This is a genomic window from Rhodopirellula maiorica SM1 (assembly GCF_000346295.1).
Taxonomy (GTDB): Bacteria; Planctomycetota; Planctomycetia; order Pirellulales; family Pirellulaceae; genus Novipirellula; species Novipirellula maiorica.
This window is the reverse complement of record NZ_ANOG01001103.1, coordinates 1-26,151: the sequence shown is the minus strand read 5'-3', so window position 1 is coordinate 26,151 and position 26,151 is coordinate 1. Positions and strand designations below refer to the sequence as shown.

At 54.8% G+C, this 26,151-nt stretch carries 24 protein-coding genes and 2 pseudogenes; 14 read left to right on the top strand and 12 right to left on the bottom strand.

The annotated features are described in order from the left end of the window. Positions 1 to 109 precede the first annotated feature (109 nt). The 3 genes from RMSM_RS35685 to RMSM_RS35675 all read left to right on the top strand — a co-directional run bounded on the left by RMSM_RS35685 (position 110) and on the right by RMSM_RS35675 (position 3,363). Complete coding sequence (locus tag RMSM_RS35685; protein WP_144058203.1) at positions 110 to 910, top strand: DUF4339 domain-containing protein; 801 nt, start codon at positions 110 to 112, stop codon at positions 908 to 910. A 274-nt stretch (positions 911 to 1,184) separates the two neighbouring features. Next, positions 1,185 to 1,766, top strand: a complete 582-nt coding sequence (locus RMSM_RS35680) for a hypothetical protein (RefSeq protein WP_008709463.1) — start codon at positions 1,185 to 1,187, stop codon at positions 1,764 to 1,766. A 97-nt stretch (positions 1,767 to 1,863) separates the two neighbouring features. Next, positions 1,864 to 3,363, top strand: coding sequence for a membrane protein (locus tag RMSM_RS35675; protein WP_008709459.1), 1,500 nt, complete (start codon positions 1,864 to 1,866; stop codon positions 3,361 to 3,363). A gap of 573 nt (positions 3,364 to 3,936) precedes the next feature. Here RMSM_RS35675 and RMSM_RS35670 read toward each other — a convergent pair. The 5 genes from RMSM_RS35670 to RMSM_RS35650 form a co-directional block, all read right to left on the bottom strand. After that, on the bottom strand, positions 3,937 to 4,782 hold the full coding sequence (locus RMSM_RS35670) for a polyphosphate kinase 2 family protein (protein ID WP_008709457.1): 846 nt from the start codon (positions 4,780 to 4,782) through the stop codon (positions 3,937 to 3,939). Positions 4,783 to 4,835: 53 nt separating this feature from the next. Beyond that, positions 4,836 to 6,044: a nucleoside monophosphate kinase gene (locus tag RMSM_RS35665; protein WP_201767111.1), complete on the bottom strand. Its 1,209-nt coding sequence runs from the start codon at positions 6,042 to 6,044 to the stop codon at positions 4,836 to 4,838. A gap of 103 nt (positions 6,045 to 6,147) precedes the next feature. Beyond that, positions 6,148 to 6,711 (bottom strand): hypothetical protein, encoded by a 564-nt coding sequence (locus tag RMSM_RS35660; RefSeq protein WP_040771338.1) that lies wholly within the window; start codon positions 6,709 to 6,711, stop codon positions 6,148 to 6,150. A 75-nt stretch (positions 6,712 to 6,786) separates the two neighbouring features. Next, a complete protein-coding gene (locus RMSM_RS42195) occupies positions 6,787 to 7,443 on the bottom strand; it encodes a hypothetical protein (protein WP_040771323.1) in 657 nt (218 codons plus the stop codon). A gap of 276 nt (positions 7,444 to 7,719) precedes the next feature. After that, positions 7,720 to 9,000 (bottom strand): peroxiredoxin family protein, encoded by a 1,281-nt coding sequence (locus tag RMSM_RS35650; RefSeq protein WP_144058202.1) that lies wholly within the window; start codon positions 8,998 to 9,000, stop codon positions 7,720 to 7,722. Between the two features lie 456 nt (positions 9,001 to 9,456). On the opposite strand from RMSM_RS35650, the pseudogene RMSM_RS35645 reads away from it, so the two are divergent. The 3 genes and pseudogenes from RMSM_RS35645 to RMSM_RS37745 form a co-directional block, all read left to right on the top strand. Continuing rightward, positions 9,457 to 9,876 (top strand): annotated as a pseudogene (locus tag RMSM_RS35645) (HU family DNA-binding protein); the annotation flags it as partial. 51 nt (positions 9,877 to 9,927) lie between these two features. Continuing rightward, positions 9,928 to 10,146 (top strand): hypothetical protein, encoded by a 219-nt coding sequence (locus RMSM_RS35640; RefSeq protein WP_040771334.1) that lies wholly within the window; start codon positions 9,928 to 9,930, stop codon positions 10,144 to 10,146. A 40-nt stretch (positions 10,147 to 10,186) separates the two neighbouring features. Continuing rightward, complete coding sequence (locus tag RMSM_RS37745) at positions 10,187 to 10,684, top strand: DUF4430 domain-containing protein (RefSeq protein WP_008709442.1); 498 nt, start codon at positions 10,187 to 10,189, stop codon at positions 10,682 to 10,684. A 21-nt stretch (positions 10,685 to 10,705) separates the two neighbouring features. Here the strand turns inward: RMSM_RS37745 and coaD are convergent, their stop codons facing one another. After that, positions 10,706 to 11,203: a pantetheine-phosphate adenylyltransferase gene (coaD, locus tag RMSM_RS35630; protein WP_008709438.1), complete on the bottom strand. Its 498-nt coding sequence runs from the start codon at positions 11,201 to 11,203 to the stop codon at positions 10,706 to 10,708. A gap of 83 nt (positions 11,204 to 11,286) precedes the next feature. After that, entirely contained in the window at positions 11,287 to 12,402 is a 1,116-nt protein-coding gene (locus RMSM_RS35625) for an aminotransferase class V-fold PLP-dependent enzyme (RefSeq protein ID WP_008709436.1), read from the bottom strand. A 298-nt stretch (positions 12,403 to 12,700) separates the two neighbouring features. On the opposite strand from RMSM_RS35625, the gene RMSM_RS35620 reads away from it, so the two are divergent. Beyond that, positions 12,701 to 12,904: a hypothetical protein gene (locus RMSM_RS35620; RefSeq protein WP_008709433.1), complete on the top strand. Its 204-nt coding sequence runs from the start codon at positions 12,701 to 12,703 to the stop codon at positions 12,902 to 12,904. A gap of 287 nt (positions 12,905 to 13,191) precedes the next feature. Continuing rightward, positions 13,192 to 14,025, top strand: a complete 834-nt coding sequence (locus RMSM_RS35615; protein WP_008709431.1) for a glycerophosphodiester phosphodiesterase — start codon at positions 13,192 to 13,194, stop codon at positions 14,023 to 14,025. Between the two features lie 175 nt (positions 14,026 to 14,200). Here the strand turns inward: RMSM_RS35615 and fmt are convergent, their stop codons facing one another. Both fmt and def read right to left on the bottom strand, forming a co-directional pair. Next, complete coding sequence (gene fmt, locus RMSM_RS35610) at positions 14,201 to 15,193, bottom strand: methionyl-tRNA formyltransferase (RefSeq protein WP_008709429.1); 993 nt, start codon at positions 15,191 to 15,193, stop codon at positions 14,201 to 14,203. Continuing rightward, entirely contained in the window at positions 15,186 to 15,770 is a 585-nt protein-coding gene (def, locus tag RMSM_RS35605; protein WP_008709427.1) for a peptide deformylase, read from the bottom strand. The genes fmt and def overlap by 8 nt, the downstream gene beginning before the upstream one ends. Before the next feature lie 172 nt (positions 15,771 to 15,942). Here def and mch point away from each other — a divergent pair, with 172 nt between their 5' ends. From mch to RMSM_RS35590, 3 genes are read left to right on the top strand one after another with little or no spacing between them, the layout of a single operon-like run. Next, positions 15,943 to 16,890 (top strand): methenyltetrahydromethanopterin cyclohydrolase, encoded by a 948-nt coding sequence (gene mch, locus RMSM_RS35600; RefSeq protein ID WP_052031971.1) that lies wholly within the window; start codon positions 15,943 to 15,945, stop codon positions 16,888 to 16,890. Continuing rightward, on the top strand, positions 16,887 to 17,915 hold the full coding sequence (locus tag RMSM_RS35595; RefSeq protein WP_052031970.1) for an ATP-grasp domain-containing protein: 1,029 nt from the start codon (positions 16,887 to 16,889) through the stop codon (positions 17,913 to 17,915). Before mch ends, RMSM_RS35595 begins: the two co-directional genes overlap by 4 nt. Next, on the top strand, positions 17,912 to 19,603 hold the full coding sequence (locus RMSM_RS35590; protein WP_008709421.1) for a fatty acid CoA ligase family protein: 1,692 nt from the start codon (positions 17,912 to 17,914) through the stop codon (positions 19,601 to 19,603). Before RMSM_RS35595 ends, RMSM_RS35590 begins: the two co-directional genes overlap by 4 nt. A gap of 102 nt (positions 19,604 to 19,705) precedes the next feature. Here RMSM_RS35590 and lysS read toward each other — a convergent pair whose 3' ends face one another. Then, positions 19,706 to 21,295: a lysine--tRNA ligase gene (gene lysS / locus RMSM_RS35585; RefSeq protein WP_008709420.1), complete on the bottom strand. Its 1,590-nt coding sequence runs from the start codon at positions 21,293 to 21,295 to the stop codon at positions 19,706 to 19,708. Between the two features lie 219 nt (positions 21,296 to 21,514). Here lysS and RMSM_RS35580 point away from each other — a divergent pair, with 219 nt between their 5' ends. Together RMSM_RS35580 and RMSM_RS35575 are read left to right on the top strand one after the other, a co-directional pair. Next, complete coding sequence (locus RMSM_RS35580; protein ID WP_008709418.1) at positions 21,515 to 22,000, top strand: response regulator; 486 nt, start codon at positions 21,515 to 21,517, stop codon at positions 21,998 to 22,000. 119 nt (positions 22,001 to 22,119) lie between these two features. Beyond that, complete coding sequence (locus tag RMSM_RS35575; RefSeq protein ID WP_008709416.1) at positions 22,120 to 22,860, top strand: glycosyltransferase family 25 protein; 741 nt, start codon at positions 22,120 to 22,122, stop codon at positions 22,858 to 22,860. Here the strand turns inward: RMSM_RS35575 and RMSM_RS35570 are convergent. Beyond that, positions 22,857 to 24,173: an anti-sigma factor family protein gene (locus RMSM_RS35570; RefSeq protein WP_144058201.1), complete on the bottom strand. Its 1,317-nt coding sequence runs from the start codon at positions 24,171 to 24,173 to the stop codon at positions 22,857 to 22,859. The two genes, RMSM_RS35575 and RMSM_RS35570, sit on opposite strands and share 4 nt — an antisense overlap. A 453-nt stretch (positions 24,174 to 24,626) precedes the next feature. On the opposite strand from RMSM_RS35570, the gene RMSM_RS35565 reads away from it, so the two are divergent. Continuing rightward, entirely contained in the window at positions 24,627 to 25,463 is an 837-nt protein-coding gene (locus RMSM_RS35565; protein WP_008709411.1) for a class I SAM-dependent methyltransferase, read from the top strand. A gap of 159 nt (positions 25,464 to 25,622) precedes the next feature. On the opposite strand, the pseudogene RMSM_RS41665 reads toward RMSM_RS35565, so the two are convergent. Further along, positions 25,623 to 26,151 (bottom strand): annotated as a pseudogene (locus RMSM_RS41665) (hypothetical protein); the annotation flags it as partial.

The following is a 26,151-nucleotide window of genomic DNA, read 5'->3' as shown; positions in this document are numbered from 1 at the left end:
CAAAGTAGATGGCATTGGGCTGACGCCGTTCCGCTATGAATGTCAACGACGATCCCACGCCTCTTTGCGGATTCGATTATGATAGAGAGCCAACGGTCGATTGCCGTTGGTGATTCTCTTCCATCTAATCGAGCGAGGCCGAGGGACTGACATGGGCATCCGGTTCGCCTGTCATGTTTGCAATAAGCAGCTAAATATCAAGAGTGAACTCGCGGGCCGCCGCGGGGTGTGCCCATCATGCGCGTCGCGATTCCGCATTCCGTTGCAAGATTGTCCCAAATCAACTCCCGTCGAAACGCGAAAAGCCCCCGTCGCAGCCGAATCCCAAGCTGGTGCTCCGCAACCGCAAAGCGCGGCCCCGCAACGAAAAGCGGCTGCCGTTGCATCGGATTCTTCAGGTGATGATATCACCGCGAGTGTCGCAGTGGCTTCGGCGTCCGGCGGGAACGAACGCACCAAGTCATCGAGTGCGTTATTTGATGGCGAGTCGACTTGGTACGTTCGTCCGCCCAGCGGGGGTCAATATGGCCCAGCAAGCGAAGAAGTGTTTCGCGAATGGATCACCGAAGGTCGGGTTGCAGCCACCGCGCTGGTATGGCGAGACGGCTGGGCCGAGTGGCGAGACGCGATCGACGTGTTGCCCGAGCTTTCTGGACGTGGTGCGATGGTTTCTGTGGCATCCCCGCGAACCAATCATGTTGGTGACACCGTCGGACGATTTCCCCTCGACTCGACTGCGACAAACCACCATTCCGGTGACTTGGCTTCTACAGCAACCGAGGTGTACGGAAATCGACAGATCGGAGCGATCAAGCGAAAGCGATTCTTGCAGCGTGCTGCCACCATTACCGCACTTTCGATTGTCGCAATCGGGTTGGTCGCCGCCTTGTTAGCGGTTGCCGGGCGGTAACGCCAATTTTTCGCCGAGACCGCCCCCGTATTTTTGGGTGCCGCGTTCATCGGTGTCGCGGCGGTATAAGTGCACGTACGCTCACAACGAGAACGTGATTTATCCGCCAACCGGCGTAACGGGGCGGGACCGATACCGGACGGTGGATTGATGTACTACAGTATCGGGTAGTTGTTGGTGCAATGGGCCATTTAAAACCGGTCCCATGCCCGCCATTGATGTAGACGACAAGTTAAGCCTCGACTCACCCAAGATCTCCCCAGGAGCCAGAACGATGACGACTGCGCAACGACTGAACGCCCTTTGCCTCGCCACCCTTTTCGCCGTAATCACGACAAATTCCTTTGCTGCCGATGCCGCCGACACGGCGGATAAAGCCGAAGCGAAGACGGTCAGCGTGTTTGGCGAAGCCGATTTGAAGGTTCCGACTCAATTCACAGCGACAAAGCCACAATCGGGAATCGTTGAACACGAATTTGTCGCCAAGTCAGAAAAGAACGAAGACGCGACGGCACGAGTCACGTTTATGGCCGCCGGTGGGGATGTCCAAGCCAATATTTCCCGCTGGAAAGGTCAATTCAGCGGCGGCGATCCCAAAGCACAAAAAACAAAAGAAATGAAAGTCGGCAAGTGGAATGTTCACATCGTTGACGTCAGCGGAAAGTTCCAAGAAAGGATGGGCGGAGGTCCCTTCTTTGGTGGTAAAACGGTTGAACGTGAAAACTATGCCATGACCGGCGCTATCATCGTCCATCCCGAAGGGCGAAAGTACTTTGTCAAAATGGTGGGTCCATCCGAAGTGGTGACCGAAAACCGAGATGCTTTCGTTGCAATGATTAAAAGCATCGAAAAGTAAGGACGACGCTACCACGAAGACCTCCAGCGTGTAAATTGCCGCAAATCCTCTGACGCGAATCGTTTTTCAACACAGGCCCTCTTGTAAGCATCCCGCGATGAACATCCAAAGTTTTCTTGAACATCATGGCATCCTCCGCAACCCTTTTGCCGAGGAAGATGCGCAAACGGACCCTGTGTTTAAAGAGCACTGCATCAGCAACGCTTATCATCCGATTTGGGACAAGGTTTACGGTGACCCCAGTGATCCGTCGACCTCGATCATCTTTGGCCCCAAAGGATCGGGAAAGACGGCGATGCGGTTACAGATCGACCGCCACTTGGCTCGTTACAACAACGAGAATTCCGAGCGACGCGTTTACGTGATTCATTACGATGACTTCAACCCGTTTCTGGATCATTTCAGCGAACGACTCAGTCGCCGTGTCAGCAAGAAACCTGAAAAAGTGCTTGATGCTTGGCGATTATGGGATCATGTCGACGCGATTCTTTGTATCGGAGTCACCGATCTGGTCGATCGCATGCTGGGAATCAATTCGACCGGCAAGGCCGACGCGATCGATGATGCTTCGATCCGATCGCTGGATCGTACATCGGCGCGTGATTTATTGTTGTTGGCGGCATGTTATGACCAATCGACGGATTCGACATTCATGTCGCGTTGGAATTCGCTGCGAAAACATCTTCGTTACGGAAATCTGTCGTCCAAAACGACACTATTTGGCGCGATTGCATGGTCGATCGTGGCAATCATTTTTGTCGTCTGGCTATTCCCACCAACCACGCTTCCCGAAGGTGGTCGTGATCTGACCGCATTGTGGTTGTTGCCACTGTTGTTGGTGGTCGGTTGGCTTCCGCATTGGATTCGTGTGATCAAATGCCAATTCGCCGCGCTGGGCATGCATCGACACATGCGAGTCGGAAAACGCGAAACCGGATCGATGCGAAAGGTGCTGCAGAGCATCCCTAAATCAGAATTGGCCAGCCAACCGTTGCCTCGCTACGACCGTACCGACGATCGTTATGAATTGCTGCACAAATTCCAGGGGATCCTGCGGAAACTGGGCTATACCGGGATCATCGTGCTGATGGATCGCGTCGACGAGCCGCACATGACGGGTGGAAAACCTGAATTGATGCAGCGTTTTGTGTGGCCGATGTTGGACAATAAACTGCTAAAGCATCCTGGGATGGGATTCAAAATGATGCTGCCTCAGGAATTGCATCGAGAAATTGAGCGAGAGTCTCGCGAATTTCATGAACGAGCGAGGTTGGACAAGCAGAATGTGATTCCCGCATTCCAGTGGACGGGCGAGGCCCTCTACGATCTTGCTCGAGCCCGTATGATGGCTTGTGCCGGCGACAACCAATCGCCCGAACCCAAAGATTTATTTGAGGACGATGTCAGCTACCAGCGGATGCTGTCCGCATTCCAGTCGCTACGGGTGCCACGTCATCTGTTCCGATTCCTGTACCGAGTATTGGTCGACCACTGCAACCACTACACCGATTCGCAGCCAGAGTTCAAAATCAAGGCAGAAACCTTCGAATCGGCACTGGCCGTCTACGGTCGCGACAACGACCCCACCTTCACCTAGGTGACGTCCGGCCCGAAAATCCCCCCTTTGCCGCAGCCGAATAAGGCTAGGGCTTGGTCATCGGCAATGGTTTTGGTACGCTGTGCATTGCGGCGACGCGTAAAAACTTAAAAATTAATTAAATCTGCGTTGGTAATGGCTTTCCATACCAACCCTATCGCATTGGAGAACCAACTAGGTGGGTACGAAACGAACGGGCAAAGGACGACGAAAAGTTGGACGTAAGAAACGCCGCATGCGAGCGAAAATTCGCCACCGCAAGAAATAATTCGCGATGTTTTCGCTAGGGTTTGGCGAGATCGGGCAGCCTTAATGCTACCGCCACCCTCTCTTTTCCCCAACCGACGGGCACTTTTGTTCGTCGTCGGGGCTAGCAGAGTCCTTTGCGGACTCTTTTTTTATGCCTGTTGCCTTTTGTGTTTGTCGCCAGTGCTGGTAAACAAACCGGGGCCGTGATTTGACAGGTTGTGCTTTGACGGGGGCAATTTGACGGACGGTGGTTTGATGCGTCGCGGCTTTCTTGGACCACGGTCTTACGTGGCCCGAACGACTCTCGTCGCCGCAGCGATGCCCTTACGAGTCGTCGTCTAACTGAGCCAACTCGGTCTCGTACCGTTCGCGGACTTCGTCCAGATCGACCTCCACCTTTGGCAATTGGGGATCCATCTCCTTGAGCGTTTGACAGACGATGGACGAAACAGCGGCGTTGCGGTACCACTTTTTGTCCGCCGGGATCACGAACCACGGAGCGGCCTTGGAGCTACATTTTTCGAAAACCGTTTCATAGGCCTCGCGATACTTGCCCCATTTCTGACGTGCGTCGTAGTCGCTGAGATTCAATTTCCAGTGCTTTTCGGGGCGATCCAGCCGTTCCTTGAAACGCTCTAATTGTTCTGCGGGACTGATGTGTAAATAGAACTTGATGATGCGTGTTCCATTTTCGGCAAGCAACAACTCGAAATTGTTGATCATCTCGTAGCGTTTGCTCCAAACGCTTTTGGGCACTAAGTCCTCGACTCGCACCGCCAACACGTCTTCGTAGTGCGATCGATTGAAGATCGAAACCTGCCCGGCCCCCGGCGTGCACTTGTGGATCCGCCACAGAAAGTCGTGCGACCGTTCGATTTCGGTGGGCACTTTGAAGGGAAACGTGCGGACGCCTTGCGCGTTGAGATGGCCGAGCACTTTGCGAATCACACCGTCCTTGCCCGCAGCATCGGGGGCCTGCAGCACGATCAACAACGATTGTTTGCCCTCGACGTACAAGCGATACTGCAATTCACGCATTTTCGTGATGGTTTCGGCAGTAAAGTCGTAGGCTTCTTGCTTGTCGTCAAAGGGCCCATCCGGCACGGTCGCAATCTTTCTCAACCGGACCGTCGCACCAGGTTCAACGATATGTTTCTTAACAAAATCCATGTGAAAAACCTCGTTGGGATGGCCTGGAATAGCAAAGGAGTCAAACGTGCAAGCTAGCCTCGGCGTATCTCGGATCCTTTGAAACGGATGGCGATGCGGAAGACTTTTTTCTGGCGACAATGCACCTCGCCGGTTTTCAGATCGAATCGCACCGGAATCTCATCCCGCTGCAAATCAACGCTCGCGTGAAACCCGCGTTCCGAAAAGACATCGATCAACATCTTCAGTGCGATCGGGCTCTCTAAGATGGCATTTTCGGTATTAATACTACAGTATCCCGATATCGCATGCCGGATCACAATCGGCATCATTTTCGATTCGATCAACTCGATCACTTGATGGAACAGCTCGGTTTGCTGCATCTCGTACGCATCAAGACGCACCACCAAATCACGACGAGCGTGCATGATGATGTCACTGGCGACCGGAAGATGATTCAGCGCGTGAAAGGTCCGCGGATCCAGCTCGAGTGAACTTTGGTATTCCAATTCACGCAGGATGTTTTCCTGCACCACTTCGAGCGGCGCTTGCGCATTGATGAAATGGAAGTGAAAAATTTGCTTGAGCGAAACGAGGGCATCATACGTCTGCTCTTTGAACACTCGGTAGCGGTTACGAGCAAGATCGACATTGAAATCCGTAGGCCGTTCTTCCCACACCGTCCCAATCCCGGTGCGTTTAACCTCTTCGTTGTGCGAGATCACTTGGCGGCCGCGATGGAGTTGCCGCTCGATGCTTTCGGATTCTTCGACAAACAGCACCATGATGTGAAATTGCGGCTGTTTGAAATGCACGACATGAGGCGTGTCAGCGAACTCGCGCCGCAACGACTTCATCTCGTCGTACAGCATCTTTAAACATTCGACTTGCACCTTGGTCCGCGGGTAGCCGTCCAAAATCGCACCGGTGCGATGCTCGGGTTTCAGCAGTTCGCGAAATAGAATGCCGACGACTTCACGATCGCCAACCATCCCGCCACGCGCTTTGATCGCTTCCGCTTCGGGGCTGCTTAGCAGTTGGCTGACGACGATCGGCTCGGACGAGATATCGCGAACTTGGCGGATGAAGTCCGAGTTGGTTCCTTTGCCCGCGCCTGGAGCACCGCCAAGCAAGATTAACTCGCGGGGAAAATGCAGGTTCTCGCGACCGTATTCAGCCTCCAACCGCTTCCATACCGAGTTAAAAATTAACTGGGCATCTTTGACTTCCAAGTCCGCGGGTTTGATCTTTGGTTCGAGTTTTTCGGGCAAGGAAGCGCTCACAATTCGATTCAATGAAAAAAGTGCAGAGAGGACGATGGCCCTAGGATAACCAGTTTACCAGAACGGTCACGGCCCCACTGCGTTGAATCGTCTTGGGCAAGAATCAGCGACGATAGATCGATTCAGCGTTGATTTGGATCATATTGATCGCCTCTTGATACTCCGCGACCCCTTTGACCACCACCGAATCCCCTTTTTTGACCCCCAACATCGCCTGCGCATCCTGGGCAATCAATTCTCCGGAATCGTCCACAAAACGCACCACCACCTTGGGGGCATTTTTCAATCTTCGCTTACAAAACGGGCAATTGTTAGCATGATCGGGATCGCCAGCGGCGTGTTCGGCATCAGGCAATTCCGACAATACAAACGTCGCCTTGCCGGGTTCAAACGGATCCAAATCCCCGGCATCAATTTTACCCGCCAACACGACTTCGTTGGTGGTAACGGTGGCGGAGTCGTCCACCGCCGCGTCGTCGACCGTTTCATGCTCGGAACTGGCGGCTTCCTTGAATTCGGTCGGCGTGATCGCCCCCGCTGGCTCGCTCGAGACCAAAAAGGGAGACGAAACCGAGTCCGAATCAGAAACCGGCGAGTCCCCGCAACCGACCAAGGCCAGTGCAAAGCAAACCGAGAGCGACGCGGTCAATTGGGTGGTAAGTGTCATGATCGAATCCAAATTTCAAATGATCACGTTTCAAATGATCACGGGGAATTTTTTGGCCGAATCTTGATGGCTGAATTATTTCTTGGTCGCATCCACCAAGTCAGCAAGCACCTTGATCGAAGCATCGACCGATTCAGTGACCTCACTGTATTCCTTGCCTGCTTTGCCCTGTTTGTCGTGGACACGAGCATCGACTTTGCCAAACGTATCAAAGAGTGACTCGATCGCAACGGCAGCCTGTTTCTTCTGATCGTCCGAAAGTGACGATTGATTGACAAGCGTCTCGATGTGCTCGAGCAGATGCCCGACTTCGTGCAGTGGCCCATCGGCCTGCTCGACATTCCCAGCAGCAAATCCATCCCGAATTTTGTCTCGCATCTCGCCGAGCAATTTCACGCTATCGGCATAACTTTCCGGCATCTCGGCCTCGTGCAAATGCACCAACGCGTCGGCATCCAGCCCCGCCTTGCCCGCATCGATCACCTTGGCATCGCCATGGTCGTGCCCGTGATCATGTCCATGATCGTGATCGTGTCCATGATCGTCGTGCGAGTGATCGTCATGCCCGTGGTCGTGCGCATGGTCGTCATGGTCATGCCCGTGATCGTCGTGCCCCTGTGGATCCACCACAGCGGTCGCCGCGTCGTCGGTTGCTGGTTTGCTACATCCAGATACGAAAGCAAGGTAACCAACGGCGACCACAGCAACGGTAAATTTGGCAAGATGTCTCATGAGTGCGTCTTTGTCTTTCGAGGGTAAAGGTGGGGAGTGGGGGAAGAATCATTCGGCAAAATCTGCATCCAAATCGGGCGGGCCAATCGCGTTCCGAACTTCCGTCCATCGATGGCGATGTGAATCAGCCTGGTTAGTACGGTTGGCAGCCCTAATGAGTTCACCGGACCATGCCCCCTGCCAAGCCGTTCCCTCACGTGGACTCTGGACGCTTGCTTGGGGCAAAAGACGGCTGCAAAGGGGGGCAAAATCATCTTGGATTTGTTTCAGCGATTCCTATGACGATTCAGCTGGTTTCTCTGGCGAGCTCTCCTCTGCCGATTCACCGTCAGTAGCCAGCTCGGCCGTCAATTCGTCGAGAAAACGTTGCAAACGCGGCTTATGACTTTCCTCGGCCAATTCGACCGCTTCGGTCTGGGTGGCAATCGCGGCAGCTTTATCTCCTAACGCAAATTGCAAATGAGCGATCGTATCCATCACAAACGGTTTTGATTCGCCTGCATCCGCCAAAATTGATTGCGTCTTTTGCAAGGCGGCACGAACCGTTACTTCGTCATCGATCTTCCCGGCGGTGGCATAGCGTGCGATTGTCCAGCCCAAACGATTGACAGCTTCCGCGTCGAACGACTCATCCTGCAACAAATGATTGACATAAGCAGTCAATTCGTCCGCTCGCGAATCGTCACTTGCCAGCACTTGCATTTTGACCATCTGCATTTGCGAGACGCGGGCGGCCAATTTCCCCTCGGCAATGTAGCCATCCAAAATCTCGAGTGCCTTGTCGGTATTGTTGCTCCGCATCGCACTGACAAACGCTTTGAAGACCATGTCGGCGCGCTGTTCCTCTTTGAACTCTTCGGCAAATGCTTGGCGATCCCAATCGTCGTTGACCACCTTGGCCAATGGCTCATCCATCGACATCGGGTGCCCAATCCATTCGACAAGCCCACTTTTCCCGATCAAAAAAGCACAGGGAATCCCGTTCTGGCCGGCCGCTTCCATGTACGATTTGGAGGTCGAGCGATCAGGATCGGTGGTCAGACAATAACTGCGGGTCAGATCATCAAAGGTTTGCGCCGAATCGTCACTTCCTTTCGCTCCGGGCACCTCACGCTCAAGAAACTTTTCAATGGTTTCAACGGGTTCGCTACTGACGCTGACGATTTGAACCCCACGATCAGCGTATTCCTTTTGCAAGGCGACGACATGTGGCATGGCGGAGATACAAGGTCCGCACCAAGTTGCCCAAAATTCCACCACATAGACTTTGTTCTTTTCAAACTTGGTGACGGCATCAAAAGCACCGTTGCCATCGTGAATCCAGTGCTCGATGTCCAATTCAGGTGCGATCGACCCGATCGTCAGCGGCTCGATCGTCTGCTCTTCGGCATCCTGATCTGCATCGGCATCCTGATCTTCTACGGCAGGGGGGTCGCTATCTTTGGCGTCTGCGGTTTTGCCAGCATTCTCTTTCGCTGTCTGAGCAAACAGCGTGGGGACGTTGGTAAGCGAAAGGGACAAACCAATGAGAAGGTTCAACAAAATGAATCGTTTCATGAATTTTTGCATCGCTCGAGAATTGGTGGGGAAGGGGGGAGTGGGCGATCATCGATGTCGAACCGAAATTATAGCGGACCGTCGCAAACGGGCTGCCGGATTAACGCATCGGCGGCATTTTGCCGCCGTTAAAGCAGGTAGAACGGAAAGGTTGGGTGGAATCCGATTCGCCGCTTGGGCGGCCGGTCACTGCTCACCGACTGTCCAATTCAGAAGTTAAAACAATGAGGAAGAACCTTTTTGGTCCTTTTGTGAGGATTATGCCATTTAGTTCAAGAATAGCGGTTCGCTAGACCGATGATGCTTGTGAGACAAACTGTGAACTGAATCCTTTGCCGAGAATCACGCCCGAGTATCTTGACGGCGTGCTATCGAGGACTTAGACTCCAAAAGCGTTTAAGTTGAAACTAGCAAAGGGTTTAGAGCGACTACCGGCAACGGGATCGTGTTCTCAGGGAGTCACGTGTGACCAAGAAAGATATCGTGCGAACGATCTCGGAAGAGGTAGGACTGACTCAACAGCAGACGAAGGAAATTGTACAAAAGACCTTTGACGCCATAGTTGATTGCTTGGTACGAGAGCGGAGGATTGAGCTTCGGAACTTTGGAGTTTTCGAAGTCAAACCACGAGCCGCTCGCAAAGCTCGCAATCCACGGACTGGCCAACAGGTCGAAGTTCCCAGCAAACACGTTGTGACGTTCAAGCCGGGAAAGTACATGGAACTGAAAGTCCGCGACCTGGATGAGGAAGAAATACGAAAAACCGAATCCGCTAAAACGGATGATCCTGCACGCAACGAAGTTCCTCTCAATCACACTGACCCAAACCCTGCCATCAAACCCGATGCCCCGACCGGCAGATGGGGCGAAGGCTAACTGAAAAACGCACACGAAATCTGACTTAGACCGTTCATGGAGGAACGTTCGATGCGACGAATCTTGCAACTCACCGTGCTGGCTGTAGTTTTGACCACCACGGTCGGCTGCTTTGTGCCGATCTACTCCGCTCGGCCAGAACGCCGTGTACAACAATTGTTGTACACCTCCGAAGACTTGCGTTCGCTCGTCGACGAATGGGAACGATTCTGGTTCCTCGAGTCGCCCAGCCATATGACGCCCATCCGGACACATGGCGGGATTATGTAGTCCCTTTTGCTTGATTGCTTGCGTTGCTATCATCGCATGCATGAAAAACACGAGCAAAACCCAGTCGAAATTCGCGTCCCATTGCGGCGTTTCATGGCCACCGATCGATGGCATTGCGATCGGTTTGATCGCGATGACGCTGTTGATCGCAGGTTGCGGAAAAACCGCGACGGATACTCCCGAACCAGCTACGATTAACACCGCCGAAGTTGCGGGATCCGATGTTGCCCAAGGCGACACCATCGAGGTCACGGTGGTGATTCAAGGGAACGACGAAAAACAAACATTTACCCGAACGGACATTCCCACTGGGGCCACCGTTGAACAGGTAATGCGTTCCATCGACGAAGTTCCGGTAACGATCACCGGATCCGGGATGACGGCGTTTGTCAGCGAAATTGATGGCGTCTCGACGACTTCCTCCGAGGGGTGGAAGTACAAGGTTGATGGCGTTCATGCGGACAAAGGCATCGGCAGCACCAAGCTTGATGCCGCGTCAACAATCACATGGGCCTTCGGTTCCTACGAAGACGAGTAACGAGCTCAGCATCTGTGGCGGTTACGACCGCAGTTTGCTTCGCAATTCGGGGATAATCTTTAGCGGGACAAACTTCGCCAACTGCTCGTCATCATCGCTCAGCATGGCAATTTGCTTCAGCAGCGAACTACTGATGTGAGCAAACCGCTCGTCCGCCATTAGAAACACGGTTTCGATGCTGGGATCCAACTGGTGATTCGCCATCATCATTGTGAATTCACCGGCCGTATCGGTCAGCGGCCGGATTCCACGCACCATAATGTTGGCATCGACGCTGCGAACAAAATCGACAGCTAACCCGCTGAACACCTCGACACAGACGTTTGAAAAGTCATGCGTCACATTCTCTAACAATGCGACGCGTTCTTGCGGATCGAACAGCGGTTTTTTGTCCGCGTTGATCCCGATCCCGATGATCAACTTGTCAAATAAACGCGATGCCCGCTCGATCACATGCAGGTGCCCCAACGTGACCGGGTCAAACGATCCGGTGTAAACAGCGGTATGAGGTTGTGGCATCAGTCGCAACTTTCCGTGGTTTCAAATGATTCGATTTCGGCCGAAAGACTTTTTCCAGCGAGGTCTTTTGGCAATACAGTCGCTTAGCAAAACGATCGCACGACCGCGACCAATCGCTGAAGATCTTCTTCGTTATTGTAGGCATGAATACTGGCGCGAACCCCGTTGCCACGGCAACTCAGCACGACATCCTGTTCCAATCCGCGACTGCGAATCGCGGCAGGCTCGGCACTCGCAACGGAAAAGTTGACGATTCCGCTGCGGTGTCTCGGATCATCGGCAAGCGAGCTCTGAACGCCCAGATCGCGGAGCAATCCGTCCAATCGGGTTGCCAGAGCAACGACTCGATCACCAATCGCTTGTTCGCCGTGACATTGCCGCACTGCCAAGAACATTTCCAAGCTTGCCGACAATCCACCAAGCCCGATCATATTGGCCGAACCGGCTTCGAATCGCGCCGCCTCGTCCCGCAATTCAAGCTTGGGCTCATTGTAATTGTACGAGTTCTTGACGCTGCCCCAGCCAACATTGCCAACCCGAATTTTCGACAAATGTTCGCTGCGAATCATGGCAATTCCCGCTCCCTCGGGCCCCAGCAACCATTTATGTCCATCGGCCGCCAGAAAATCGACGGGCACTTTCTGTAGATCCAGCGGGAACATTCCCAATCCCTGGATCGCATCGAGAAAGACCAAAATACCTCGCTGATGAGCCTGGGCCACCAAGTCGGCGATATCCAAACGAAATCCGCTGGCGTATCCCACCCAGCTGACCGCAATCATTCGGGTCGATGGATCGGCCGCTTCGATCAGATCGCTGATCCGAACCTCTCCGTCATGGCGTGGCACAATCCGCACCTCGACACCGCGCGGCTGCTGGTTCAACCAGGGGAACAAATTGCTTGGAAATTCGCCATCGGGGATCACCACGTTGTCGCCCGGTTGCCAAGGCCAGCCCTCGGCAACAATGTTGATTCCGGTCGACGTATTGGGAACCAAACAGATTTCGCGAGGGGCACAATTCAGCAATTCCGCCGCATCTCGCCTCAATTTCTCGTTCCGAGCAGCCCATGTGGGCCAAACCGTGTCGCCTAGTTGCGAGGCCTGGGCCAAGAAATTAGACATCGCATCAAACGCACCTTGGCTGAGTGGCCCCACTGCGGCGTGGTCAAAATAGGCGAATTTTTCGGTAATTGGCATCTGGCTCCGCCACCAAGCCCACGGGTCCGTCTGGATGGCATCGAGCCACGCCGAGTGGGAGCCGCTGTCACAATCGGACCCAATAACTGAATTTCTTCCCTGACTTCCTGTGTTTTTTGTCGCCATTGTCCCGCTCCTCGAATTAACCTGCAAAGATCATTTTTGATTTTAGAATCGTCAATTTAGCTAGCAGGCCTAGGTCTGGGGAACACGGCCAAGAGTAACTATACTCTGTGTCATTCCCAGAAGCCCCCGTTTATCCATCACGCTGCTCCATGCTCCATACACGAGGTTATTGATGCCAAAGGCGCTCTGTTTGATCAGCCTTGTGGCATCGATCCTGATTTTAGTTCTGTTTCTAGCAGATGCCGTGATGGGGCTAATAGGAATGCATGAAGTTGCTCCTATGCGATCAGCCAGCCTGCTGATGGACATCACTTTCGTCGTCGTCGGTGGCGTGATGGTCTACCTAAGCTGGACCACGTATCGCGAACAGCGGTAATTAAATTCGCAAATCACACCGCGATCCAGTTTGGGTCGCAGCCAATGCGAATCGGGAGAGCCGAGTCATATCGGGAGAGGTGTGAACTGAATCGGTTCTTGATGCACGAGGCCGCAGGAACCGCTGACGAGATGCTGCTGGATGGCAGACCGCGAGCCTATCCCATATTTTGCTCGCGGAACCTTCACAAAACGTTCACGGCAATTCGCTAAGATAGCGACGTTCAATGACACCTGGTTCAATGACACTTGGTCCCCGTCTCTCTCTCCGCTCAAAGTCCATCCGTTATGCGTTCACGTTTGATTCCGTTGTTTGTTTTGGTGGTTTCGTTCTCTCTACCGCAACTGGCGTCCTCTCAAATGATTGTCGCCCACCGAGGCGCGTCGCATGACGCCCCTGAAAACACCCTTTCCGCTTTTCGGCTCGCTTGGGATCAAAACGCCGACGGGGTCGAGGGAGATTTTTATCTAACGGCCGATTCGAAAATCGTGTGCATTCACGACAAAGACACCAAACGAACGGCGGGTAAGAAAATGGTGGTCCAAGGATCGACGCTCGCCGATCTTCGCCAACTCGATGCTGGTAAGTGGAAGGATGAGAAATGGGCGAACGAGCCGATCCCGACCTTTGCTGAAGTCCTGCAAACGGTGCCCGAAGATCGCACGTTTGTGATCGAAATCAAGAGCGACGAGCGAATTGTTCCCTTCTTGAAAGCGGAACTTGATCAATTGGACCACTCGAAAATCAAACTTCTGATCATTAGCTTCAACGACAAGGTGATCGCCGACTGCAAGCGTTTGCTTCCCAACGTAAAATCACATTGGTTGACCAGTTTCAAACAAAACAAGACCACCGGCGTCTGGACCCCGACCGCGGACCAGATCGCAAAGACGGTCAAAAAATCAGGCGCCAATGGCGTGGGAATGCAAGGAAACACGCAAGTCATCAACACGGACTTCATCGCGACGCTGAAGCAGGGGGGATGCGATGAATTCCACGTCTGGACCGTCGATTCGCCCGCCGACGCCCGCCACTTTGCCGATCTAGGTGCATTTGGCATCACCACCAATCGTCCCGCGTTCATTCGCGACGCCCTGGAAACCGAGCCGGCAGCGAACTAGCAGAACAGCGTCCATTTCCACAGGCAATGCTAACCCGACGCGTCAGTCTAGATAGCGATTCCCTCGCTTACGCGTCGAGTTATGAACGCAGGTGTATCTCAGCCGAATGGGTGCTTTCCCGCTGGATAGTTGAGTCGCGGACTGCGACGAAACTCTTACTAATTTCGCGACGGGCTTATTTTTCGAGGTTTTCGTCTCGCGACGCTAGATTCATTGGTTGATGCCCCCGCAGGAATTCCTCGGCGGCCATCTCGCGTTTTCCGGCCGGCTGCAAACGGACGATTTGCACCCAATCGTCTTGCGAAGCGACTTTAAAACGTCCTTCGTCATCCACCTGGACCGCACCCGGGGAAACCCCGGCGGGCACCGCAGCGAGCCGCTGCACTTGTTTGACTGCGATGCGAATCGGTTCGTCTTTTCCGGCAACCGGAACAAAGCAATACGCGATGGGCCAAGGCTGCATGCCGCGAACATGACAATCAATCATCCGGGCAGGTTGATTCCAATTGATTTCCGCTTCCGCTTTGGACAAGCGAGCGGCGCGGGTGACCTTGGTTTTGTCTTGAACCGTGCCAATCGGGCTTGATCGATCCCACTGCGACAACAGTTTGACCGACTCGAGCGTCGCCTCGACGCCAATCTTCGAGAGCCGATCCTCCAACTCGCCCGCCGTCTCGTTGTCCGCGATCGGCGTCTGACGGGTGGCCAAGATCGGGCCTCCGTCAAGTCGGGGAGTCATGTGAATCACCGAAACTCCGGTCACCGCATCGCCGCTGAGCAGAGCTCGTTGGACCGGTGCCGCTCCGCGATAGGCAGGCAACAGCGAACCATGCAAATTGATGCCTCCGAGCGGAGCCGTTGCCAGCGCCGCGGGTTTCAAAATTTGTCCATAATCGCAAACGACCAACAAATCGGCGCCGACGGCGTTCAATCGCTCGACCGCCGACTCGTCATTGATGCTGGCGGGATCAAACAGCGGCAAATTGTTTTCAATTGCCCATTGCCGGACGGGCGATGGCGGAGCCCCTTTGCGGCTTTTTACGGGCGGTTGCGGACGGGTCACGACCAAGGCGATCTCGTGACCGGCGGCCCGCAACGCTTCGAGTGACGGGACCGCAAACGGGCCGGTTCCCATCGCAATGATTCGCAGCTTTTCCGAATCAGGCATATCGCTCTCTCCAATCGTCCAAACGCGCTAACAGATCCGCATCCGATGGAATCGCGCCGGCTGACTGCTTGGACCGGAAATCGGTTTCCAGCTCATCCAACGCGCCGGCAAACTCATTGCGTCCTTCGTCATTCATCCGATCAAAGAACAGCACGCCGTCGAGATGATCGTTTTCGTGTTGCAGGACGCGAGCGAGGAACCCGTCGACATTGCGTTCGATGGCATTCCCGTTGATGTCATACGCACTCAACCGAATCGCCTTGGGACGCTTCACCTGGCCGTAGATTCCCGGCAAACTGAGACATCCTTCTTGTTCGGATTCGTTGCCCCGCGGCATCTGCAGTTCGGGATTGATCAGGATTAACTCCTCACCTTCGCCTTTGACGCCTGACGCATTGACGACAAACATTCGTAGCGGCAGGTCGACCTGGTTCGCGGCCAACCCCACACCCTGAGCCGCATACATCAAATCGAGCATCTCGTTGGCAAGGTCTTTCAGCGTCTGGTCGACGCGGCGGATCGGAGAGCTTTTGACACGCAACGTGGGGTGCGGGTAGGGGATAATGCTGAGCGACATGAGCTGATGAGGGGTGGACGCGAAGGAAGTCAGTGTCGTTGAAATTTATCGCTAATTGTCAGTAGCGCATGGGAAAGCATGATCGAAAAGGCTCACTTTGGGCAGGGGACTTTGTAAATCCAGCCCGAAACGCCGACTAGACAAATCGGACCGATTGGGGGACCATTTGCCCATGCTAAACCAACGAACGAACGAATTATTTATGCGACTTGCAGCCGACGCCTCGTCGCTACAGTGTGTGGTTTCGCAGATCGGCGGCGGCTCGATCCTCGATGCGGGCATCCACACTCGCGGTTCACTTCGTGCCGGAATCAGTCTCGCTCGATTGTGTATGGCAGAACAGGCTGAGATTTTGATCGCGCCCTGCAATGCGGCTGATTTGGCCAGCAACAACGCCGTTTTTGTCTGCACCGACGAACCACTCAAAGCGTGCATGGCAGCTCAATATGCCGGATGGCCTGTGCAAACGGACCACTATTTTGCAATGGGCAGCGGCCCGATGCGAGCGGCGCGAGGCCGCGAGGAAACGCTGTTGGAATTGAATTTGGTCGAATCTGCCGACGTCGTGGTCGGAGTTCTCGAATCCGACAAGTTGCCCGACGACGAAGTGGTCGCAATGATCGCCGACCAATGCAGCGTCGCGGCCAAGCAAGTCCGATTGGCGGTCGCCCCAAGCAGCTCGATCGCAGGCAGCGTTCAAGTGGTCGCGCGTGCGATCGAAACGGCAATGCACAAGTTGCATGAGCTGAAATTTGACGTCACCCAAATTGTCTCGGCCACCGGCCACGCTCCCCTGCCGCCACCGGCGAAACCAGGCGACACCGTCACGGGAATCGGGCGGACCAACGATGCCATCCTGTACGGAGCCACCGTTTCGCTATGGGTCGATTGTGACGACGACGCCGTCGAAGCAGTCGCGGCCCAGGTGCCTAGTCATACCTCGGCAGACTACGGACAACCGTTTGCGGAAACGTTCAAACAATACAATTACGACTTTTACAAAGTCGACCCGATGTTGTTCAGCCCCGCCGTGGTGACGTTTCATAACCTGCACAGTGGTCGAACTTGGAATCATGGCAAAATCGCCGCCGATGTGCTCCGTCAATCGTTCTCATCATGAGTGGCAAGCGATTTCTTGTGCTTGGGTGCGGCCAGGGTTGGCATGCCAACCAACTGCACAACGCCGCCGCCCAAGTCGGTTGCGAGCTCCACGGCTGTGACTATGAATCGCTGTTTGCCTCGATTCATCAAACGGCCTCCCCTGATCACAATGTGGGCCATCTTGCTGCGGGCGATCTAGGGGCGGGCGGTTTCACTGCCACGGCGGTCTCGATCGACCATTTCGATGCCGTATTGGCTCGCACAATGCCAGCGGGATCACTCGAAAAGATCACTTTTCGGCTTTCGATCCTGCATGCATTCACACGCGACCGCGCCGCGAGTCATCGTCCCGTTGCGGTGATCAATTCGCCACGAGGGCTCGAGATCGCGATCGATAAATTCGCCACGCTCGCTCATGTTCGCCGACTTGGCTATCGTGTTCCCGAAACCATCGTGGTGCAATCGCGGCCCGAAGCGATCGCGGCGTTCGAGCGACTCGGGGGCGATTGTGTGGTCAAGCCGCTGTTTGGCGGCGAAGGACGCGGAGTGATGCGAATCCAAGATCCGCAATTGGCTTGGTACACTTTCTCGACACTCCAGCAGCTTGATGCCGTGTTTTATATCCAGGCGTTTGTTCCTCCCGGTGGACGCGACACTCGGCTACTGGTGATCGGAGATCATGTGATCGCCGCCCGCCGTGAAAATCTCGGCGATTTCCGCACGAATCATTCCCACGGAGCGACGACGACGCGAATCGAGCCAAGCAGCCAACAGATTGCGATGGCCAAACAGATCACCGCGACGATGGGATTAACCTTTGCCTCGGTCGACTTGATTGACTGTGACGATGGCGAACCGCGAGTGCTGGAGGTGAACGCCGTTCCCGGATGGAAGGGACTGCAACAAGTGTGTAGCGAGAACATTGCCACGCTAGTCATGCAAACGCTGATGGATGCGTGCAAGGATGCTCCGACTGAATCGACGACGGAATCAAACATCAAGAGAAACCTACCGACGCCTGCTCCCCATGAGGCCACGTCATGACCAGCCAAGTCCGAGATGGCAACGTCGCCGCCCGTTTGCGAATCATCCGCAGCTTATCCCCGGGCGGGATTGCGATTGCCGAACCGAGCGGCCCACCTCGAGCCGATGGCATGCGTCAGTACGATCTGACGACCTTCGAAAACCTAGACCAACGCAGTGACGAAATCGCTCGCGGGCTAATCGCTTGGGGTGTCAAACCAGGCATGCGGTTGGCGATGCTGGTCCCGTTCGGCGGCCAGTTTATCGAACTGGTCTTTGCGTTATTAAAGGCCGGTGTGGTGGCAATCCTGATCGATCCCGGCATCGGCCGCAAACATTTGGTGAAATGTCTTAGCGAATCTCGACCGGATGGGTTTGTCGGTATCCCCAAAGCCCAAGCGATTCGCAGCGTGCTACGCAGCCGTTTCCCGCAAGCCAAATGGAATGTCACGGTCGGCAAACGCTGGCTATGGGGCGGACAAACATTGGCTCAGATCGCCAACCGAGGCCGCACCGAGTCGGACGATATCTTGCCCAAAGTCGAGCGAACCGACGCTGCGGCGATCATCTTTACCACCGGCAGCACCGGGCCGCCCAAAGGGGTGCTGTATACCCACGGCACCTTTCATTCGCAAATCGACCGGATCCGACAGCGCTATGACATCCACCGCGGTTCACGTGATCTCGCCTGTTTCCCGTTGTTCGGATTGTTCGATGCCGTGATGGGAGTGACCACAATCATTCCCGACATGGATCCGACAAGGCCCGCCGATGTGAATCCGCAGCGTTTGATCGAAGCCGCCAACCAATGGGAAGTTGACCAAGCGTTTGGATCGCCCGCCCTTTGGAACACGGTCGTCCGTTGGTGCGAAGCCAACAAAGTCGAGCAACCGTTTCCAACGCTTCGGCGTGTGTTGTCGGCCGGAGCCCCGGTGCCCGCCGCAACGCTGACCAAACTTCGCAGTTTGCTCGATCCCGAAGTCAATATCGTTACGCCCTATGGGGCGACCGAAGCGCTTCCGATCGCGTCGATCGAATCACGCGAAGTGATTGCCGAAACAGGGCCGGCCGCAGCCAAAGGCAAAGGGGTTTGCGTCGGCACTCGCTTCGAGGGAGTTCAGTGGCGTGTGATCAAGATCAATGATGGACCGATGACACAAATTGACGAGACCGAAGAGATGCCGCAAGGCAAGATCGGCGAACTGATGGTTTCCGGCCCCATGGTGACCACCGAATACGTCGTCCGATCCGATCAAAACCCAATGCACAAAATCCAAGATGGCGACCGCGTTTGGCATCGCATGGGCGACGTCGGTTACTTGGACTCGCGAGATCGATTCTGGTTCTGTGGACGCAAGACTCACCGGATCGAAGCGGGCAATCGTACGCTGTTCACAATTCCCTGCGAATCGATCTTCAATTCGCACCCTCGCGTCTACCGTTCGGCACTCGTCGCCCGCGGCGAACGCCCCAACCAAACGCCGGTGGTGATGATCGAGACGATTGATTGCCGGCAAAACAACGGCAAACCGACGGCCGACGCTGACAACTTGCAAAAGGAACTACTCGAATTAGCCGCTCGCAATCCGATCACACGCCGGATCGAAGAAATTATCATTCGCCGTACGCCATTGCCGGTCGACATCCGGCATAACAGCAAGATCTTTCGCGAACAATTGGCCGAGGAATTGCGAAACGAAAGCCGATAATCGAGGTTGTAATTCCTTAGCCTGGAATGAATTCGCCATCACTATCGTCGCTGCCGGATCTGTGCCGCTACCGCGGCTTGGTCCGGCGAACAACTGACACGGTTATTCGTTGGTCTCGGGACGCAAGACCGGGAACAAGATCACGTCGCGAATCGAGCGTTGCCCGGTCAACAACATCACCAAACGGTCGATGCCGATGCCTAGTCCGCCGGCGGGCGGCATTGCGTAACGTAGCGCACGGACAAAATCGTGATCCATCTTCGCCATCGAATCCTCTTCCTCTTGCCCTTGCAACTGTGTCTCGAATAACTCTTGTTGCAAATCGGGATCGTTCAGCTCGGTGTAAGCATTGGCAACTTCCATTCCCAATACGAACAATTCGAACCGCTCGGCAATCTCGGGGTTGTCTCGTTTGCGTTTGGTGAGCGGACAAATGCTGGCCGGATAATCGATCACAAAGATCGGACCTTCAAGCGAATCTTCGACCTTCTCTTCAAAGATCTCGTTGCGAATCACATCGGGATGCTTGTTCGCGGTTTCCAACTTTAACTTCTTGGCATACGCCATCACGCCATCGTCGTCGGTGGGATCGATGCCAGTCGCTTTCTGAAACAGATCGGCATAGGTCGCACGCTGGAACGGCGGGGTAAAGTCGACCATTTTGCCATCGAATTCACGTTTGTAATCGCCACCGGTGGCTTGGATTGCATCGCCAATAATTTGCTCGGTCAAATCCATCATCGATTCGTAGTCGCCGTACGCTTGGTACAGTTCCAACATCGTGAACTCAGGATTGTGACGCGGGCTGAGGCCTTCGTTGCGATACACTCGCCCGAGCTCGTAGACACGTTCCATGCCGCCGACCATCAAACGCTTCAAGTGCAGTTCCAGCGCGATCCGCATGTACAATTTCATGTCCAACGCATTGTGATGCGTCATAAACGGACGTGCCGCGGCGCCACCCGGGATGGTGTGTAGCGTCGGTCCTTCGACTTCACAGAACCCATCATTATCGAGCGTCTGCCGAATCGACTTGACAATCCGCGTGCGATTCAAAAACGTATCGATCACGCCATCGTTAAAGGCGAGGTCGGCGTAACGCATTCGTTGACGCAGATCGGGATTGGTCAAACCGGCATGCTTTTCGGGTGCCGGTTCAAGCATTTTGGTTAGGAAGAACAACTTTTCGGCGAACACGGTCAACTCACCCGTGTTGGTACGTCCGAGTCTTCCTTCGGCGCCCACGAGATCCCCTAGGTCGAACAGTTTTGCGAGCTCGAAATCCTCTTCGCCCACTTGTTTCTTGCCGATGAAGATCTGGATGTTTCCGGTCCAATCTTTCAAATTCAAAAAGATCAACTTCCCGGTGGGCCGAGCAAGCATGATGCGGCCAGCGACTCGCACCTTCGGGCCGACTTCTTCGCCAGGCCCGTTGTCGGTTTTCCATTGACGGTAATCGACATCCCCTGCGTCGAAATCAGGCAGATCGAGCGTCTTACCATCCTGGGTCACAAATTTGACTTCCCCGGCAAGTTCACGGCACTGGGAAATCAGTTTTCGATCGTCAAATCGACTGCCGTACGGATCGATGCCTCGCTCGACAAGCTGATTCAATTTGTTTCGGCGAGCCACACGTGGGTCGGTGGCATCTTCGCCGGAAGCATTCGGTTCGGGATCGGGTGTTTGATTCATCAGTGGTTCAAAGTGGACAGGACAGGAGAGATCGGAAGATCAAGTGAGCTGATCTTTGCTTTTAAAGGAATCGACAGTCGTCGTCTTGGCGAGAATTGTCGGTACGAATTGCGTTTTACGCAACCACGATAGCGATCTTGATTCGCAGAGCCCAATCTCGGTATTGCTAAGGCACGACAAACTCTCGCTAAACTCTCGTTTTCCACTCCCGAGTGCCCCATGCACGACCCCGATTTTCGCCACGACTCGCCCGCCGAAACGCCCAAAAAACAAGCGTCGATCGTCGTGGTCGACCCCAGCCCGCTGTCGTTAATCGCCACCGCCGGGGTGATGCATTCGCGTGGTTACGGCTGCATTTGTGCCCGCACTAGCGAATCGGCGATCGAAGCGTTGAAAATGGGTAATCAGGATTTGGTGCTGTGGGACGTCGCCGATGATGCTGCCGCCGTGCTCGAATCGATCGAGTGCATGCGGCAAATCCCGGGCTACGAAACGCTATCGGTCGTGATGATTGCCGAAAGCCGCTGGGCGGGGCTAGAGAAGAAAGCCGAAGCGATGAAAGTCCCCACCCGATGTTTGTTCAAACCGATTGACCCCAACGCATTGCTAGCGGTTGTCGATCACCTGCTGTGGATGCCGTCGTTGATTTCAGCACATCGCCGCCGCGGTACCAAACCGAGCCGACTAGGATGGATTACGCTGTAGAGACCAAAGCCAATAATTTGGACTAGCGATCCGCGAGCTCTATCTGCTATCAGCGAGTGTGCATTTGGCCCGTCGGCCTTTGCACCGTGACTTTTAGCTTCCTTCTCGCGAGAATCACCATGTTGGCACGTGCATTCGTCATCAGTCTGGAACGAGCCACGACTCGGTTTGAGCACGCCAGATCGCTGCTGAGTCAATTGCCGATGGAGGCCGAGATTCTGCCAGCAGTCGATGGCAGCAAGATGAGCGACGGCGAAGTAGCCGCGTGTTACCAACGCCACGTTCATGATCCCCGCTATCCGTTTGCACTGCGTCGAGGCGAAATCGGCTGCTTTCTGAGTCACCGCAACGCCTGGCAAAAAATTCTCGATAGCGAATTAGACGCGGCGCTGATTCTCGAGGACGACGTGCTAGTAGACAACGATCGATTTCGCGGTGCGATTGATTTTGTTCGCGCCCAGGCTCCCAAGGACTCGTACGTCCAGCTTCCTGTTCGAAACGTTCCTCGCGATGTGATCTCGCTCTCATCGCAGGGAGCTCACCGCATGTTGCTGCCCACGGTCACCCCGCTCCGCACGTCGGGGCAATGGGTTACCCGGTTGGCAGCCAAAAAGCTGCTGCGGGCAACCGAAACGTTTGACCGCCCTGTCGACACCACTTTGCAAATGCACTGGATTACGGGCGTCCGTCTGTTGACGCTCGACCCATCAGGAATTCGCGACCTGACCGCCGAACTTGGTGGCAGCACGATCGGCGTGGGAAAGAAGCGAAGCTTGACGCTGGAAAAAGTTTCGCGTGAATTCAATCGTGCGATGTACCGAGCCAAGATCGCTCGCTTGTCAAGCAAAGCGTGTGCTTAGCGGACGATGACTAGCACGCGTCCGATGATGTCGGATGATGTCGATGCCGAACCACTTTCGTCGACACTGCCTACCATCGCCATGTTCGCGGTTGCCGAGTTAAGCCGAACATACGGTCGATCACTCAAGTGACTCGCTAAGGCGTTAGTCCCGTGGACTCCCGCATCCAATTGCCACGACGTCGAATGCTTGACTGTCGTAGGATCGACGTCACGAAGCGATTTAATCATCGCGACCAAGGGAGGATCGTTGGCAATTGTCATGCTGACCGACTCGATACCTTGTTCATCCGCGATCAAACGCAGAATGAATTGATCCAGCTGTTTCGCGGGCGCTTCCAAGTACAACACGCCAGCGGAACTTGCACTCTCATCATCCGCTTGGTTCTCTTTGGCAAAACGAACCACGCTATCGTCAACCGTTTTTCGACTGGCCGAATTGATCCCCGTCAACTCCATCGCAGTTTCGACCGAGCGGGTATTGCGACCGTCCATCGTGCGGCGAACATCGAGCACCAACATCGCTTTGATCGCTACGACATCGGCAGACGCCGCATCGGTTTCGTTCCGTTTGATCGCCGCGTCCGACTCGATCGTTTCGACATTGGGGGAATTTGCCGCAATTCTCATCTCCGTATCGTTGTTGCTCGAATCGGAATCCACTTTCTCGATTGCGACGCTGCCGGGGCGCGGGCTGCCGGGGCTTGGGCTGTTGGGACCTAAGCTGTTGGAATCTGGAGATGCGTTCGGCGAAGGAAAGTTATCCGGCGTCACAGCATCCATGTTCATCGCTGCACCGGGATCAGCCGTCGCCAAGGTTGGATTCGATTCAATCTCGGAAGAGGGAGACAACGCCTCCGCAGTCGCAATCTGGTCGATTTCGGGGTCAATCAGCGCCACAGGATCCAGATCAGCACCAGGACGAGTCGCGAAAAATGCGATTGCAAGCGAGGCGGCAATCGCCGCCAACGGTGCCACGACTCGCCAAACTGAGACGCGTTCACGTGTAACCATCGGACTCGGTTGCTCTGACAACCGCATCACCGGATGATCGTCGCTTAATCCTTCGGCGCGGCCGCGATCGACCGTCGCCTCGATCACCGATTGGGCAAAATTCGCCGGCAGGGTCACGTTGCGATCTTCGTCGCGGATCTGACGTAATGATTCACGCAGCTGGATCAATTGCTCGAGTTCACTAGCGACGTTCGCATCATCACGCAGCATCTGCTCGACACGTGTGCGTTCGTCCTCACTCAGCGCATCATCCATGTACGCGCTCAGCAGTGAATCGAGGATATCTTTGGGTACAGACATAGTTCTCTAAACCATAAATCTTTGCAGGCTTTGAAAGTCGTCCTGGCTTTCCATATCCGATCCGATGCTGTAGCAGCAAGCAAAGTTCCCTGTTTCGCAACAGAAACCTACCAGAATCAAGCTGGCGGTGTACGTAAAGCACGTTAAATTCGTCTTTTTAATGAATTTTCGCTGAGTACGTCTGCCATCGAAAAACGTTACCGCGTTTCTTGAATCTCTGTCGTTTTCTGACCTCATGGGCTGCCGATGCGACCGCAGACCGCCACGAAAGAGAACGCCACCCCCCCCTCCGAGTTCGGACCACAGCCCCAAAAGCCTTGCTTTCGGAAAGAACAAAACAGTCGGGGGAGCTAAGTTTCAAGAAAAGGCCCTAATAAGGCGTGGTGGATCATTTTCTTTGCTTTTTTCCACCCAGATTGGTCTTCCTGCTCCGAATCTCCCGAAACGTTTTGAATGAACAACGAAGAAATACTGCGTGCCAATCGCCAAACCTATGACGCGATGGCCGATGCAAAGAATCCGCTGTGTCAGCCCGCCAAAGACAGCGAATTGGCCGATCCCCTGGGAACGCTCGATCCGCTCGGCTGGTTTGGGAAATCGATCAAGGGATTGCGTGTGCTGTGCTTGGCGGCGGGCGGAGGAAGGCAAAGTTCGCTATATGCCGCCGCGGGAGCGGACGTGACGGTCGTCGATCTCAGCCCCGCGATGCTGGAATTGGATCGTCAAGTAGCCGCCGCACGAAGTCTTTCGCTGCGGATTCTGGAAACGTCGATGGAAGATCTGTCGATGTTAAGGGCGGCGGAATTTGACATCGTCGCTCAACCCGTCAGCACCTGTTACGTCCGCAATATCGGCGTGGTGTTTGAGCAAGTCGCTCGCGTCCTGCGGGCTGGCGGCATCTACGTCAGCCAACACAAGAATCCCGTTTCTCTACAAGCAAGTCCTGAATCTGCAGCCAATGGGGGCTATTGCATCGAACACACCTATTACCGAGACACGCCGGTGCCACCGCCGCGAAACGCTTCGGCAACAGCAAATCGACTACGCGAAAGCGGAGCCGTCGAGTTCCTTCATCGCTGGGAACAGATCATCGGCGGCATGTGTCGCGCCGGATTTTCGATCGAAGATTTGGTCGAACCGGTTCACGCCAAACGTGATGCGGCGACAGGATCGTTCGCGCACCGGGCCCAATTCATCGCTCCCTATGTCCGCATCAAAGCGCGCCGACAAGCCTCGGGCGGCCAAGCCACTACTGCCGCGGCAGGCAGCAAACTTTGGATCCCAAATTGACGGCGTGATCGAACTCGAGCGAAGGGCGGCCAAGCCCAATGGGCAATTTCGAGTGGGGTGATGTCGGTGTGGATGGGGGCGCAAAAGAAAACGCGAGACGAATTCCGTCTCGCGTTGTCGCGTTACTTGTTACCTGAATGAACGAAGAATCTCGCCCGTTTAGCTAGGATCATCCGCCAAAGAGGCGTCGGCATCGCTTTGCTTGGCGTATTCGTCTGCGGTACTAACGATTCGATCGATTTCTTGCACCACCAGCATCGCAGTTTTTAGTTCGAGCGGCGAGAACCATCGCACGTTTCCGGTGTACTTGCTTTCGACTCGATTTTTTTGTGCCAATTGGAACCAAGACATTTTGTCCGTCAGGTGCCACGCGGCCGCTTGAGCGGTGTTTTGGGTAACCAAGCCATTGCCGAGTGCTTCACAGACCAAACGAACATTGGGGCTGTCGGTGAACTGTTCGATAGGAACGATTTTGTAGGCCATCTTAGGGTTGGGATCGGGCTTGCCGTGTTCGAGGCAGACGGTCACGACCGAAATCTTTTTGACACGTTCAGGAGCAATGCGTTGGAAGCCGCCCATGCCGCCCATACCGCCGCCGCCCATCGCCGCCCATCGCCGCCACCCATACCGCCCATACCCACCGCCGCCCATCGCCGCCGCCCATCGGCTTGACCGCCGCCGCCGCCCA